Genomic DNA, 15,178 nt, shown 5'->3' on the forward strand with positions numbered 1-15,178 from the left:
AACGGGCGGAAAGCCCAAACCGGAGAATCACAATGACGATTTTCAAGAGCAACGGTGACCGCGTCCCGGCTGTCATCGAAAGCTACGCGGACGAAGTCAGAAGCGGCAGGATGGATCGCCGCGAATTTCTCGCCATGGCGAGCGCGATGGGCGCCTCCACGGCGCTTGCATACTCGATGGCCGGCATCGCTCCCGCCCGGGCTGCTGCCGAGGAGCCGGGCAAGAAGGGCGGCATCCTGAAGATGCAGATGATCATCAAGGACATGAAGGACCCGCGCCTGTGGGACTGGTCGGAAATGGCCAATGTTATGCGCCAGTGCAACGACTACATGATCCGCTACACCACCGACTTCACCTTCGAGGGCCATCTGATCGAGAGCTGGGAGGTCAGTGACGATGCCACCGAGTACACGCTGCATGTGCGCAAGGGCGTGAAGTGGTCGAACGGCGACGAGCTCAATGCCGACGACATCGTCCACAACATCGAGCGCTGGTGCGATAAGGCGGCCGAGGGCAACTCGATGGCCGGCCGCATGGGCACGCTGATCGACCCCGCCACCAAGAAGGCCATTGCCGGCGCCATCACCAAGGTCGACGACCATACGGTGAAGCTGAAATGCAGCCAGTCCGACGTCACCATCATCCCGGGCATGGCGGACTATCCGGCGATCATCGTCCACCGCAATTTCGACAAGGACGGCGCGGACATGACGAAGACGCCTGGCACCGGCCCGTATGAGCTCATCTCGTACAAGGTCGGCGAGTCGGCTTCGGTCAGGCGGCGCAAGGACTTCACCTGGTTCGGCGGCGAGACCTATCTCGACGGTGTCGACTGGACCGATTACGGGTCGGACGCTTCGAACCCCGCCATCGGCAGCGCCTTCGAGGCCGGCGAGATCGACTGCAACTACCAGACGGTCGGCGGCACCGTAGACCTCTATGACAGCATAGGCCTGGTCAAGGAATCCGTCGTCACCGCCGGCACGATCGTGCTGCGCACCAATGTGACCAGCAAACCCTATGACGACAAACGGGTGCGCAACGCCATCCAGCTCGCCGTCGACAACGAGACCATACTGAAGCTCGGCTACAGCGGCCTGGGCCAGGTCGCCGAAAACCACCATGTCTGCCCGATCCATCCGGAATATTACGAACTGCCGAAAGTGCCGCGCGATCTCGCCAAGGCCAAGGCGCTGATGACCGAGGCCGGCCAGATGGATCATGAGTTCGAACTCATCTCCTACGATGCCGACTACGTGAAGGACCCGGCCGATGTCGTCGCCGCGCAGATGCGTGAGGCCGGCATCAAGGTGAAGCGAACGATCATTCCGGGAACGTCCTTCTGGAACGACTGGACGAAATATCCGTGGTCGACCACCGAGTGGGGCATGCGTCCGCTCGGCGTGCAGGTGCTGGCGCTTGCCTATCGCAGCGGCGAAGCCTGGAACGAGTCCGGCTATGCCAATCCCGACTTCGACAAGAAGCTCAATGCAGCACTGGCCGTCGCCGATCCGGCCAAGCGCAAGGAACTGATGAAGGACGTCGAGTTCATCCTCCAGGACTCGGGCGTTCTCGTGCAGTCGTTCTGGCGTTCGCTCTACCGTCACCACGCCGCCTATGTGAAGAACCTCAAGATGCATCAGACGTTCGAACTGCAGCTGGATAAGGTCTGGCTCGACAAGGCGTAGGCCGGCCATCGCGACAGAAATCCAGGGGCGTGGCCTCGACGCCCCTGGGTTTCGCCGGACGCCACCGGACTGTTCGCGCTCGGCACCGGCGGCTGGACCTGCTAGCATTTTCCTTGGGGAGCAAATTCGACGGCAACAACCGCCCAGTCGACCAAGGCAACACAATCGGCAAGGCGCTGGTCAAAGCGCCGGAATACAGAACAAAGGGAAGAATTCGGGATATGCGTACTCATGCACAAGCCGTCGTCATTGGCGGCGGCCTGATCGGCTGCTCGATCCTCTATCATCTCGCCAAGTTCGGCTGGTCCGACGTCGTCCTGCTGGAGCGCGACGAGCTGACGTCCGGCTCCACCTGGCATGCGGCGGCCAACATTCACGGCCTGCATGATTCCACCAACATCAGCCGCCTGCAGCACTACACCATGGCGCTCTACAAGGAGCTGGAGACCGAGACCGGCCAGGGCTGCGGCATCTTCCAGCCGGGTTCGCTCTATCTCGCCCAGACCGAAGCGCGCGAGCACCAGCTGCGGCTGCAGGAAGCCAAGGCGCGGCGCTACAAGATGAATTTCTACGAGGTCGACCGGAACGAGGCCGAGCGGCTGCACCCGCTGGTCAATTTCGACGGCATACGCTGCATCATGTACGAGCCCGAAGGCGGCAATGTCGACCCGTCGGGTGTGACGGCTGCCTATGCGGCCGGCGCGCGCCAGCGTGGGGCCGAGATCCATCGCTTCACACCGATCACCGCCACCGAGGCGCAGCCGGACGGCAGCTGGATCGTGCGCACGCCGAAGGGCGATATCCGCACGCAATGGGTGATCAACGCCGCCGGCCTGTGGGGCCGCGAGGTCGCCGCCATGGCCGGCCTGCAACTGCCGCTGATCCCCACCGAACACCAGTATTTCGTCACCGAGACCATTCCGGAAATCGCCGCCATGGGCCGCCGGCTGCCCTCGGTCGCCGACCGCGACGGCGAATATTATCTGCGTCAGGAAGGGCTCGGCCTGCTCATCGGCGCCTACGAGCGCAACATGAAGTTCTGGGCCGAAGAGGGAACGCCGCTCGACTTCGGCCATGAACTGTTTCCCGACGATCTCGACCGCATCGAGGACAATATGGTGCGCGCCATTGCCCGTGTTCCGGCGGCCGGCACGGCAGGCGTCAAGCGCGTCATCAACGGCCCGATGATCTGGTCGCCCGACAGCGCCGTGCTGTTCGGCCCGGTGCCGGAATTGCAGAACTACTTCTGCTGCAACGGCATCATTCCGGGGTTCTCGCAGTCGGGCGGCATGGGCAAGCTGGCGGCCGAGTGGATGATCGAGGGCGAGCCCTCGCTCGACATGTTCGCCTGGGACATGGCGCGCTTCGGCCACTGGGCCGGCAAGGCCTTCACCAAGGCCCGCGTGCAGGACCAGTACAGCCACCGCTTCAAGATCCATTTCCCCAACGAGGAACGCGCCGCCGGGCGGCCGGTCCGCACCCGCCCGGCCTACGACATGCAGAAGCAGATGGGTGCCGTCTTCGGCCTCAATTTCGGCTGGGAGCACCCGCTCTGGTTCGCCGCCGAGGGCGAGCCGCGCGAGGAGACGATCGGCTTCACCCGCCAGAACTGGTGGGAACCGGTCGGGCGCGAGGCGCGCATGCTGCGCGAACATGCGGGCATCATCGACGTGTCGAATTTTGCCAAATACGAGGTCAAGGGATCCGGCGCGGAGGCCTGGCTCAACGCGCTGTTCGCCAACCGCATGCCGACGGAAATCGGCCGCTCCTGCCTGACGCCGCTGATCGGCAAGCGCGGCGGCATTGCCGGCGACTTCACCGTGACGAAGCTCGCCGATGACGAGTTCAGGGTGTTCGGTTCAGGCATGGCCGAACGCTTCCATCAAAGGTTCTTCAAGGCTGTCCCCTTGCCGGAAGGCACCATTTTCCGGTCGCGCACCGAGGAGCTGGCCGGCTTCAACGTCGCCGGCCCGAAGTCGCGCGAATTGCTGCAGCGGCTGACCAATGCCGATCTGTCGACGGAAGCGTTTCCGTTCATGCGCTCGCGCCAGATCACGGTCGGCGGCGTCGACGTGGTGGCGCTGCGGGTTTCGTTCACCGGCGACCTGGGCTGGGAGCTCTATTGCCCGGCCGCCAGCCAGGTCGAGCTCTACGGCGCGCTGCTCAAGGCCGGCAGCGAAATCGGTGCCGGGCCGGTCGGCTCGCGCGCGCTGATGTCGCTGCGCGTCGAAAAGGGCTATGGCAGCTGGAGCCGCGAATACTCGCCAGAATACTGGCCGCAGGAGGTCAAGTTCGACCGGCTTGTCAAAATGGACAAGGGTGAATTCCTCAACCGCGACGCCTACGCCGCCATCGCCGACAGGCCGGCGCGCGACGAGCTGATCATGCTGTCGATCGACGCCAAAGATGCCGATGCGACCGGCGGCGAGCCGATCTTCCTGCCCGACGGCACCCCGATCGGCCAGGTCTCCTCAGGCGCCTATGGCTATTTCGTCGAGCAGTCGCTGGCGCTTGGCTATGTCAAGGCCGGCTCGGCCAAGGCGGGCGATGCCGTCACGGTTGCCATACTCGGCAGGCCGCACGACGCGGTGCTCTTGAGTGAGCCGCCCTTCGACCCCGAAGGCAAGCGGCTGCGGGCATAGCCGACGCTCCAAGGCCGTTCGGCGGTCTACACCGCCGCGCGATCCTCAGCCGCCGAACCGGTCCAGCCAATGCTGGGCAAGGTCGCAACGGCGGCAGATCCAGATGTCGGGGTTGGCCTTGATCTTGTCGAGGAAGCGGGCCAGTCCGACCATGCGGCCCGGCCGTGCCGCCAGCCGGCAGTGCAGCGACACCGTCATCATGCGCGGTGTCGTCTGGCCCTCCGCCAGAAGCCAGTCGACCGCATCGCCGACATATTCGAAGAACTGGCTGCCGGTCTCGAGGCCCGAGCCGCGCGAGAAGCGGCTGTCATTGTTGTCGAAGCTGTGCGGGACGACCAGATGCCGCTTGGAACCGACCTCGACGAAATAGGGCAGGTCGTCATTGTAGTCGTCGCAATCGAACAGGAAGCCGCCGTGCTCCACCACCAGCCGGCGCGTGTTGAGGCTGGGCCGGCCGGTGTACCAGCCGAGCGGGCGGATGCCGGTGATCCGCTGCACGGTGTCGACCGTCATCGCGATATGCTGGCGCTCCTCTGCTTTGCTCAGCGGTGCGTAGTCGATCCAGCGCCAGCCATGGCAGACGATGTCGCTGCCGAGTGCGGCGATCGCCTTGCCTGCGTCCGGATTGAGTTCCAGCGCCCGCCCGACCACGTAGAAGGTCGGGACGATGTCCTTGTCCTGGAACAGCGACAGCAGCCGCCAGACACCGACGCGTGAGCCGTATTCGTAGAGCGATTCCATGTTGCGGTTGCGCAGGCCCGGCACCGCAGGCGACACGGCAAGGTCGGACAGGATCGCCTCGGAGACACCGTCGCCTTCGCCGATGCTGTATTCGGCGCCTTCCTCATAGTTGACGACGATGTTGAGCGCCAATTTGGCGCCGCCGGGCCACGCGGCCGAAGGTGGCTTGTCGCCATAGCCGACGAAGTCGCGGACGGGCAAATACGGCATCTCAACTCTCCCCTCGGACGCGGTTGCCAAAGCTATCCATTGCGCATGTCGGTCAGGATGCGCAGCGCCCGGTCCATCATCTCTTGCGGACCGACCGTCGCGCGCAGGCAGTCCGTGAGGCCGTAACCGCCGAGGCTGCGCACGATGAGATCGGCGCCGCGCAAGGCTTTGTCGGCGGCCTCCGCGGCTTCTGCGTCTGCGAAGCGGATCAGCACGAAATTCGTCCGGCTTTCCGGAACATCGTATCCGGCGGCCCTCAGATCATCTGCGAACCGGTCGCGAATCCCGGCCGTGCGGTCCACCGTTTCGCGCATATAGGCCTGGTCCTCGACCGCCGCGACCGCCATTGCGAGGCTCGGCGTGGTGACCTGGTTCGAGTTCTGCATCTTGCGCACTTCGGCCGCCACCGAAGGTGGAAACAGCCCCCAGCCGACGCGCGCGCCGGCCAGGCCATAAGCCTTGGAAAGCGTGCGCAGCACGACGGTGTCGCCGCGCCCGACAAGCGCAAAGACCGGCCGCGGATCCTGGTCGTCGAACTCGCCATAGGCCTGGTCGATCACCAGCAGCACGTTGCCGCGCAAGGCGGCGCGCAGGCGCAGCAGTTCGGAATTGCGGATGCGGGTGCCGGTCGGATTGCCGGGATTGCAGACGAAAACGATCCGCGTCGCCGGCGTAACAGTGGCGAGAATGCTGTCGACCGAGACGGCGAAGTCCTGTTCCGCCGCCTTGACATAGGCCGCATCGGTGCGCGCCGCGGCGGACGCCGCGAAATTATAGGCGTAGGAGGTGCCGAGCACTTCGTCGCCCGGTTCCGCGAACGCCGCGATGGTGCAGCTGATCAGGTCCATCGAACCGGCGCCGCACAGGATCAGCTCGCGCTCGACCCCATAGGCTTGCGCGATCGCCTCGCGCAGCGCCGTCCAGTCCGGGTCGGGATAGAGATGGCTGCGGGCAACAGCGTCCTGGCCGGCGGCGATCGCCCTGGGGCTGGGCGGAAAGGCGCTCTCGTTCTGGGCAAGGGTTGGCCGGTCGTAGCCGCCGAAATTCGCCAGCGCGAAGGCCGACATGGCCTCGATATGAGCGGCAGCCTTCAGAGGCATGGTGCGGCCATGGCAATTTTGCTGTCGGTCATCTCGTGAACTACCCCTGCCGGACTGGCTCATCGGGCAGGCTACAATCCGCCGGCGCGTTCACAAGCAAAAACTAGCCGCGCAATGGCTCCGAAATTCTGGCCCTTGTGGAGGGCCGGGCGCTATGGCGCAGATCCGGCGAGCCAAGTACCCGACCCGCGCTGGCTCTCACCAGCGCTGATGCACATGGGGCCTGATGTCCTGGTCGTAGATGGTCCGAACCTTGTCCATGACCTCGCCGGACAGCGGCGGCAATGCCGCGGCCTCGGCGTTGGAGCGGGCCTGGGCATGATTGCGCGCGCCGGGAATGACCACCGTGACCGCGTCGAACATCAAGATCCAGCGCAGCGCGAATTTGGCCATCGTCGTGTCGTCGGAAACCAGCGGCCGGATGCGCTCCACCGCTGCCAGCCCGACCTCATACGACACGCCCGAGAAGGTCTCGCCGACATCGAAGGCCTCGCCATTGCGGTTGAATTTTCGATGGTCGCTGTCCTCGAATTTGGTGTCGGGCTTGAACTTTCCCGACAGCAGCCCGCTCGCCAGCGGCACGCGGGCGATGATCGCCACATCGTTTTTCTTCGCCAGGTCGAAGAACAATTCCGCCGGCCGCTGGCGGAAGGCGTTGAAGATGATCTGCACGCTGGCGACGCCCGGATACTGCATCGCCTTCAGCGCCTCCTCGACGCGCTCGACGCTGACGCCGTAATTGCGGATCTTGCCTTGCTCGACGAGACGGTCGAGGCGCTCGAACACTTCCGGATGGCAATAGAGGTCGGTCAGCGGGCAATGCAGCTGCACCAGGTCGAGCGTGTCCGCCTCGAGATAGCTGAGGCTGCGGTCGACCCAGTCCGTCAGGTTTTCCTGGGTGAAGCCTTCGACCGTCTGTGCGGGCAGTGGCCCGGAGATAGTTCCTCGCTTGACAACTACTATCCAGGTCCGATTGAACCCGACCATGTGTTTTTGGAGATATCTAAATTCGGACAGAATGAAGCGCCGATCATCATCATTGATGAGTATGATCGAATTAACAATGAGACCTGTCGCGTCCTTATGACGGACCTCATCAAGGCACTCGCCCGAGCGCCAAATAATCCGACTCTCATACTTGTTGGCGTGGCTGACAACATCCTCCAGCTGGTGAGGGATCACGGTTCTATCCACCGGAACCTAGTTCAAATTCCGATGGATAGAATGACGAGCGACGAAATCAAGGACGTTATCTCCACGCGAATTCGCCGCCTCAGAATGAAGATTACGGACGACGCTCTTTGGCGTGTCGCGTACTTCTCAGCTGGGCTTCCCTTCTACGCGCATTCACTAGGCAAATATGCCGCCTTACGTGCCGTAGAGGTGGAGAAGATCCAAATTGATGAGGGCCCGGTGCTTTCGTCGCTTGTCGATTGCATCGCTGATGTGGACTACACGATCGCGGAATCCTACACGCGCGCCACCGAGAAGATTTATCGGAAGGGCAACATATTTGCGCAAGTTCTGGCGGCGTGTGCGCTCACCGAGAACAATGATCTTGGCCAGTTCACCGCTGCGGCGGTTGAGGGACCGCTTAGCGAAATCATGGGGGAGCCGTATGAGGTTTCCGCGTTCTCGTTTCACCTAAATCAGATGACCAATCCTGAACGCGGTAGCGTGCTTAGAAAGACCGGAGCGCGCCGCACGTTTCAGTACCATTTTGCAGAACCCGCGATGCAGCCTTTCATCATCATGAAAAGCCTGCAGGACGGCGTGCTTCGTAAGGAAGTTTTTGAACGGTTCTACGTCAAGCGTCAGAAGTCTTTCGCCATCTAGCCTTGGCGGCCTCCCGCGCGACTTCGGCACGTCGTTCTGGCGTCATATTTGCAACACGCTTCTTACCGCCTTTTGCGCCAAGAATTTTGGCTGCCTTGGCACCGTGGTCCTGCACATCGTCGGCTTCCTCGCCGGTGGCAATGCGCATGACGCGGACGGCGTTGCCGATCACGTCGGCGGGTCGCTTTTGGCCTTTAGGTCCGGCGGGCATCGTTCTTTTTCATCCATTCCTCGACCATCTCTCTATCATCAGCTTCTAGCTGATCGAGGTCATCGGTCGATAGTTCTCTTACGGCAGTCCGCTCAACCACAAGCACAGGAAGACTTTCAAATTCGGGCGAATAGCCTCGGGCGCGATACTCATCTTCGGTTACCCGCTCGCCCATCCCTTCGCTGCTGATCCATGCGGAATTAGGTTCGCCGCCAGCGCCGAGCCTTCGATGAATTCCAACAAACTCTTTCCGCATGACGTGGCCTGCTTGCTTTGCGCTAAGCATATAAGGGTTGTGGGCCGGATGCGACAGGCGAGGGCCGAAATTTCAAACTGAGACACTACCCGACGCTCCCAGCGATTGCCTTTGTTTGAATGACGGTCTTCATTTAGGCTGAGCCCACGCGAGAATCGGAATGAGCACGATGACGGTGTCGGCCAGAGATTTATCCTTGCGCATCCCCATCGACGGCCGGCATCGCCGGATGCTGATCGACGGCAAATGGTGCGATGCCGCAAGCGGCCGCACCTTCGAGACGCGCAATCCCGCCACCGGCGCGGTGATCGGCACCGTGCCGCAAGCCGATTCCAAAGATGTCGACCTGGCGGTCGCCGCCGCCCGCCGCGCCTTCGAGGGGCCGTGGAGCCGGTTCAAGCCCTATGAGCGCCAGCTTCTGCTTTTGAAGATCGCCGACCTCATGGAGCGCCATTGGGACGAGATCGCGCTTTCCGACACCACGGACATGGGCATGCCCATCACCCGCACGCTCGCCAACCGGAACCGCGTGCTCGGCATGCTGCGCTTCTATGCCGGCATGGCCACCTCCATCCACGGCCGCACGATCGACAATTCGCTGCCGGGCGACATCGTCTCTTACACGCGCAAGGAGCCGGTCGGCGTCGTCGGCGCTATCATTCCCTGGAACGCGCCCACCGCCGCCTCGATATGGAAGATCGGCCCGGCGTTGGCCACCGGCTGTACCATCGTGCTCAAGCCCTCGGAAGAGGCGCCGCTGACGCCGCTTTTGATTGCCGACCTGATGCTGGAAGCAGGCGTGCCGGACGGCGTCGTCAACATCGTCACCGGCACGGGTGCGGAGGCCGGCGCGCCTCTGGCCGCCCATATGGATGTCGACAAGCTGGTCTTCACCGGCTCCACCGCCACCGGCCAGAACATCCTGCGCGCCTCGGCCTCCAACATGAAGCGCGTTTCGCTCGAGCTTGGCGGCAAGTCGCCGGTGATCGTCTGCGCCGACGCCGACATCGAACGTGCCGTGCCGGTCGCGGCGATGTCGGTCTTTGCCAATTCCGGCCAGATCTGCATCGCCGGCTCAAGGCTGTTCGTCGAACGGCCGATCTATGAGGACTTCGTCGAACGGGTCGCTGCCTATGCCGCAAAGCTCAGGATCGGCGACGGCGCCGATCCGGCGACCGAGATCGGACCGCTGATCTCGCTCCGGCAGCTCGAACGCGTCACCGGCTTCATCGAGGACGGCACGCGCCAGGGCGCCAGGCTGCTGACCGGCGGCACGCGCGTCACCGAAGGGGTACTTGGCTCGGGCAACTTCATCACCCCGGGCGTCTTCTCCGGTGTCACCGACGACATGCGCATCGCCAGGGAAGAGATCTTTGGCCCGGTCATCTCGGCGCTGCCGTTCGACACGCTGGACGAGGCGGTGCGGCGCGGCAACGACACGCCCTACGGGCTCGCGGCCGGCGTGTTCACGCGCGATGTCGGCAAGGCGCATCAGCTGGCCAACCGCCTGCGCGCCGGCTCGGTCTGGGTCAACACCTACCACGCGCTCGACCCGGCGGTGCCGTTCGGCGGCTACAAGATGAGCGGCTACGGCCGCGAGGGCGGGGCCGAGCACCTCGACGAATATCTGAACACCAAGGGCGTCTGGATCAGGACCGACTGAGTGGCCGCTGCGGCGAGGGTGCCTCAATAGGCGGCGGCGAAGGACGTCTCCACCGACGACATCGGTGCCTCGATCGACCAGACGACGCCCTCTCTGTCGAATTCCAGGCTGCTTGTGCCCCTCAGTGCCTGCGGCGCGACGCGCTTGAGGACGACCGAGCCGAAACCCTGGCGCGCCATGCCGTCCACGACCGGCCCGCCCAGCTCACGCCACACCAGGCGCAATATGCCGGCGCCGCCGGCTGCTTCTATCACCTGCCATGCGATTTCGACCCGTCCCCCCTGGTGCGACAGGGCGCCATGCTTTGCCGAATTGGTGGCAAGCTCGTGAAAGGCGATGCCAAGATACTGCACCGCGTTCGGCTCGAGCACGATCAGCGGTCCGCTCACCGAGACCCGGTCCTGCGCCGCGAAGGGTTTGATCTGGGCTCCGACAAGTTCGGCAACCGTGGCGCCGCGCCATTCGGCGTTGACGAGAAGGTCGTGGGATTCCGAAAGCGCCATGATGCGCTCGCGCACCTGGTCGAGAAAAGCCTGCGGCGTGCTGGTCTTCTTGGTGGTTTCGCGGATCATCGAGATGATGACCGAATACTGGTTCTTCACCCGATGGTTGACTTCGCGCATGAGCAGCCGGATGCGCCGCTCGCTCTCCTTGGTGGAACTGATGTCGCGCGCGATCTTGGAGGCGCCGACGATGCGGCCGATGCCGTCGCGGATCGGCGAAACGGTAAGCGATACCGGAACGCGCGAGCCGTCCTTGCGCTGGCGGACCGTTTCGTAGGACGGCACACGCTCGCCGGAGCGTATGCGGCTGATGATCGAGACTTCCTCCTCAAGATGGTCGGACGGAATGAGCATCGTCACCGGCCTGCCGATCGCCTCGGCGGGCGTGTAGCCGAACAGGCGTTCCGCCGCGTCGTTCCAGCTGGTGATGATGCCGTTGATGTCCTTCGAGACGATCGCATCCATCGACGATTCGACGATCGCGGCAAGGCGCGTCCGGGCCTCGTCGGCCTGCGACTGCATGCGCAGGTCGACGAGCGTGTTCATGGCGCCTACGACATTGCCCTTATCATCGCGCAGCAGAACCGGGTGCGCCCTGAACGGTATCAGCTCGCCGTCAGGCCGTTCGGCGATCGCCTGGCCCCAATGGACATCGCGCTCCTCGAGCAGGGCGATCGCCATCGGGCATTCGCTGTGCTCCATGATGCGGCCATCGAGATGACGAAGCTTCCAGGACCCGCACCATCGGTCCTTGCCGAGGACCGGGCGATGCCCCCAGAGCCCAGCCGCCGCTTCATTGAAGAAGGTGATGTGGCCCTGCTTGTCGGTCGTATAGACAGCGACGGGCAACCCCTGCATCAGCTCGGCAGAGTTCCCCGGAAGCCCATCTGCCCGCTGGATGAAATTCAAGTTCGGTCTCACTGTTCGAACAACAGCCTGCCAGCCCTGACGGACCACCAGCAAAAGCTAAAATGCGCGTCGCGCGTTTCGGTTCCGGAATGGCGCTTTACTTTGGCGCTGCTCGGGAAGGGCGGAACGCGAACAGCCTGCATCCGTGTCGTCGCGGCCCGATGGCGCCGTGATCGGTCCACGCGCAGCTTGGCGATTTCGGCGGTCAGAGATTAGCCGGGACCGGTCTTCATCTAGTCAAATAAAGAATTCGCTGGGCGGCCTACGGCTATTTTTCCCGCATCGCTCGGCGGAAGTTCTGGGTGATCGGCTCGGCGAGGTAAGAAAGCACAGTGCGAGCACCCGTCCGGATCATCGTCTCGCTCGACATGCCGGGCAACAGCTTGCGGCCCTCCAGCTTGGCGAGTTCGCTCTTGTCGATCAACACGGTCGCGGCGAAATACGGGGCCCCGCTGCGCTCCTCCACCATGCGGTCAGCCGACACGATCTCCACGACGCCGTCCAGTGGCGGCAGGTCGTAGCGGGCGAAGGCCGGGAAGCTGATGCGCGCAGCCTGTCCGGGGGCGATCGTCTCGACATCCTCTGGTCTGACCATGGCCTCGACCACAAGTTGTTGTCCAAGCGGCACGACTGTCATCAATGTCTCACCGGGTTTCACGACACCGCCCGCCGTGTGGACCTTCAGGTCCATGACGATGCCGTCAACTGGTGCGACGACATCGGTACGGGTAAGGACGTCCCTGGCGGAACGCTCCTGCTGTCTGAGGTCAAACAACTCTGCCTCGACCTTGCTCAACTCCTCAACGGCCTCATTCAGCCGCACTGTGTTGAGGTTCAAGATCTGCATGTCAATCTCGGCTATGGCGCTTCTGGCACGAGCGATTGCCGCTACGTTGGTGCCGCGCTCTCCCTCGATCTCCCGCTGTTGTCGGCTGAGCAACAGGTACCGCTCGCGGGTGGTCAGCCCCTTCTTGAGCAGACCCTTAAGGTCTTTGGTTTCACCCTCGATCGCCTCGATCTGCTTGTCCTCGGTGACGATGAGCTCCTCCAGTCCCGTTATCTCTTCCTCGGTCTGGTGACGGCGCTGGCCGAGAATCTCCCGCTCGTCCCTCAAGTTGTGGTGCTTCGCCGCGAACACGTCACGCTGTGCGGCCACCGCGTCCTTTGCGGCGGCGGCGGGGTTTGCAAGCAACGCCGGATCGAATTCGATCCCGTCCTTGCCGTCACGCTCAGCCCTGAGACGCGCGGTCAGCGCGTCACGCATCGCTATCCGGTTCTGGATCAGGTCAAGCTGCGCCTTTGCCTGTGTGCTGTCGAGCCGGATGAGGACCGCGCCCGCCTTGACGATATCACCGTTGGCGGCGTTCAACTCCGCGATGATGCCGCCCTCGAGGTGCTGGATGAGCTTGCGGTCGCCGGCGACCTTGATGACGCCCGGTGCGACTGCGGCGCTGTCCAACGGTGCCAGCGCCGCCCAACCCCCGGCCACACCGAAGAACAGGAACATGATCGCGAACCCGGTGCGCGTCACGCCCGTGAGACGCAGGGGTAGCGGTTCCAGTACGGATGGTGGCGGCACGGGTAACGGCACGAGGTTCATGTCTGTTCTCGTTGTCATGCTTGGTTCGCCACTCTGGTTGGCAGCTGAGTCACCTTGCGGATGCGCGCGGCGAGTTCGTTGAAGACATAGTCACGTGGACCGTAGAGCTCTTGTTGGCCCCGGTTGAGGACCAATATCTTGTCTACCTTTTCCATCATGTTCGGTCGGTGCGCGATCAGGACGACGGTCGTGCCCGCCGCCTTGACCGTGCCAAGGGCGGCGATCAATGCGTCCTCACCCTCGCGGTCGAGGTTGGAATTGGGCTCGTCCAGGATAAGGAGCGCCGGGTCGCCGTAGAGCGCCCGCGCCAACCCGATGCGTTGGCGCTGCCCGGCTGACAGCACTGCGCCGGATTCGCCGATCTCGGTGGCGTAACCCTTTGGCAGTCCTTTGATCAGTCCGTGAACTCCCGCCAGCTGCGCGGCTTTGACCGCGTTGTTGAAGACCGCCGGGGTGAGCTTCGCGAAGCGGCAGATGTTTTCGGCGACGGTACCGGCGAAGAGCTCGATGTCCTGCGGCAAGTAACCGACATAGTGACCACGGTCCTCCGCCGCCCATTGGGCAACGTCCATGCCGTCCAGCAACGCACGCCCCCCGGATGGACGCCAGGCACCGGCCAGTATTCGCGCCAGGCTCGTCTTGCCGGCCGCGCTCGGACCGATCAACGCCATCGCTTCACCCGGCTCGAGATGGAAGTTGATCCCTTTCAGGATATGCTCGCCACCCTGTCGGGCAAGCACGATGTTGTCGGCCTCAAACCTGCCTTTCGGTCGTGGCAGTGGCAGAACCAGTGCGGCCTCCGGGTGCTGTCCGGCGACCGCGGCGAGACGCCGGTAAGCGGCACGCGCTCCGACCGTCGCCTTCCATGTGCCGATCGCTTGCTCGACCGGGGACAACGCGCGACCCATCAGGATTGAGGCGGAGATCATGATGCCGGCCGAAGCCTCGTTCCGAAGCACCAGATACGCACCAAGGCCCAGTATGGCCATTTGCAGGGCCAGCCGGTGACAACGCGCGATGGCCGCGATGACGCCGCCACGGTTGGCAGCAAGAACTTGTCCCTTGTTTGCCTCGTCCTGCTGCGCCTTCCAGCTCTCCAGCAGTGGCTTCAACATGCCCATCGCCTGTACGACCTCGGCATTGCGGATTGTCGCCTCGGCCTGCCCGTATGCACGCGACTGTGCGCTTGTGGCTTCGGTCAACGGCTTGCGTGTGAGGTATTCGTTGAGCAACGCCAACGCAAACAGCACGATCCCGCCGACCAGCGCCAGCCAGCCCAGCCAAGGGTGCATGAGGAAAATGGCGGCGAAAAACAGCGGTGCCCACGGCGCGTCGAGGATCGGGAAGATGCTCGGGCTGGTGAAGAAATTCCGCACTTGATCCAGGTCGCGCAGCGGGCGGGCGTTGGCCTGACCGGGCGCTGAGGCGGCATATTCTACCGAAGCGGTCAGGAGAACTGGCCCCAGGCGCGCGTTCATCCACGATCCGACGGTAGCCAGAAGACGCCCGCGCACCACCTCCAGCCCCGCCATTGCCGCGAGTGCCCCTGCCGCCATCAGAGACAGCATCACCAGCGTCTCCAGGCTGTGGCTGGACAACACGCGGTGGTAGACCTGGAGCATATAAAGCGCCCCGGTCAGCATCAGCACGTTGATGCCGGCGCTGAACCAGATAAGCGGCCGGATGGCGCGTCTGGCTTCTTTCATCACCACTTGCAGGGCAGGGGGCTGTTGGCTTGTTTTCATCATTTGGATGTCATCTCGTGCAGCAGATCGCTGGTAGTAGTACGGGGGCAGCGTTGGCTGCCCCCGTTCAAGCG

At 63.5% G+C, this 15,178-nt stretch carries 11 protein-coding genes and 1 pseudogene; 4 read left to right on the forward strand and 8 right to left on the reverse strand.

Annotated elements, in window-relative coordinates; all coding sequences use genetic code 11:
- The first annotated feature begins 32 nt into the window (after positions 1 to 32).
- The gene (locus ACSQ3Z_RS11100; protein WP_436171312.1) at positions 33 to 1,688 is read left to right on the forward strand and encodes an ABC transporter substrate-binding protein; all 1,656 of its coding nucleotides are present in this window, start codon (positions 33 to 35) and stop codon (positions 1,686 to 1,688) included.
- Positions 1,689 to 1,909: 221 nt separating this feature from the next.
- Complete coding sequence (locus tag ACSQ3Z_RS11105) at positions 1,910 to 4,330, forward strand: GcvT family protein (RefSeq protein WP_436171313.1); 2,421 nt, start codon at positions 1,910 to 1,912, stop codon at positions 4,328 to 4,330.
- 45 nt (positions 4,331 to 4,375) lie between these two features.
- Here the strand turns inward: ACSQ3Z_RS11105 and ACSQ3Z_RS11110 are convergent, their stop codons facing one another.
- The 3 genes and pseudogenes from ACSQ3Z_RS11110 to ACSQ3Z_RS11120 all read right to left on the reverse strand — a co-directional run.
- Positions 4,376 to 5,281 (reverse strand): allantoinase PuuE, encoded by a 906-nt coding sequence (locus tag ACSQ3Z_RS11110; protein WP_436171314.1) that lies wholly within the window; start codon positions 5,279 to 5,281, stop codon positions 4,376 to 4,378.
- A gap of 32 nt (positions 5,282 to 5,313) precedes the next feature.
- Positions 5,314 to 6,381, reverse strand: coding sequence for a pyridoxal phosphate-dependent aminotransferase (locus ACSQ3Z_RS11115; RefSeq protein ID WP_436171315.1), 1,068 nt, complete (start codon positions 6,379 to 6,381; stop codon positions 5,314 to 5,316).
- Positions 6,382 to 6,579: 198 nt separating this feature from the next.
- A pseudogene (locus tag ACSQ3Z_RS11120) lies at positions 6,580 to 7,344 on the reverse strand (aldo/keto reductase); the annotation flags it as partial.
- Positions 7,345 to 7,464: 120 nt separating this feature from the next.
- Between ACSQ3Z_RS11120 and ACSQ3Z_RS11125 the strand changes: the two are divergent.
- Complete coding sequence (locus ACSQ3Z_RS11125; protein WP_436171316.1) at positions 7,465 to 8,217, forward strand: hypothetical protein; 753 nt, start codon at positions 7,465 to 7,467, stop codon at positions 8,215 to 8,217.
- Here the strand turns inward: ACSQ3Z_RS11125 and ACSQ3Z_RS11130 are convergent.
- The gene (locus ACSQ3Z_RS11130; RefSeq protein WP_436171317.1) at positions 8,189 to 8,428 is read right to left on the reverse strand and encodes an RNA-binding protein; all 240 of its coding nucleotides are present in this window, start codon (positions 8,426 to 8,428) and stop codon (positions 8,189 to 8,191) included. The two genes, ACSQ3Z_RS11125 and ACSQ3Z_RS11130, sit on opposite strands and share 29 nt — an antisense overlap.
- Positions 8,412 to 8,684, reverse strand: a complete 273-nt coding sequence (locus ACSQ3Z_RS11135; RefSeq protein ID WP_436171318.1) for a hypothetical protein — start codon at positions 8,682 to 8,684, stop codon at positions 8,412 to 8,414. The genes ACSQ3Z_RS11130 and ACSQ3Z_RS11135 overlap by 17 nt, the downstream gene beginning before the upstream one ends.
- Before the next feature lie 169 nt (positions 8,685 to 8,853).
- Between ACSQ3Z_RS11135 and ACSQ3Z_RS11140 the strand changes: the two genes are divergently transcribed.
- Positions 8,854 to 10,347, forward strand: coding sequence for an aldehyde dehydrogenase family protein (locus ACSQ3Z_RS11140; protein WP_436171898.1), 1,494 nt, complete (start codon positions 8,854 to 8,856; stop codon positions 10,345 to 10,347).
- Positions 10,348 to 10,370: 23 nt separating this feature from the next.
- Here the strand turns inward: ACSQ3Z_RS11140 and ACSQ3Z_RS11145 are convergent, their stop codons facing one another.
- From ACSQ3Z_RS11145 to ACSQ3Z_RS11155, 3 genes are all read right to left on the reverse strand, one after another.
- A complete protein-coding gene (locus ACSQ3Z_RS11145) occupies positions 10,371 to 11,708 on the reverse strand; it encodes a PAS domain S-box protein (protein ID WP_436171319.1) in 1,338 nt (445 codons plus the stop codon).
- A 319-nt stretch (positions 11,709 to 12,027) separates the two neighbouring features.
- Positions 12,028 to 13,359 carry an HlyD family type I secretion periplasmic adaptor subunit gene (locus tag ACSQ3Z_RS11150; RefSeq protein ID WP_436171320.1) on the reverse strand — a complete coding sequence of 444 codons (1,332 nt, stop codon included), beginning with the start codon at positions 13,357 to 13,359 and terminating at the stop codon, positions 12,028 to 12,030.
- A gap of 14 nt (positions 13,360 to 13,373) precedes the next feature.
- On the reverse strand, positions 13,374 to 15,104 hold the full coding sequence (locus ACSQ3Z_RS11155) for a type I secretion system permease/ATPase (RefSeq protein WP_436171899.1): 1,731 nt from the start codon (positions 15,102 to 15,104) through the stop codon (positions 13,374 to 13,376).
- Positions 15,105 to 15,178 lie beyond the last annotated feature (74 nt).

The sequence above is a fragment of the Mesorhizobium sp. LjNodule214 genome, from assembly GCF_964252735.1.
GTDB lineage: Bacteria > Pseudomonadota > Alphaproteobacteria > Rhizobiales > Rhizobiaceae > Mesorhizobium.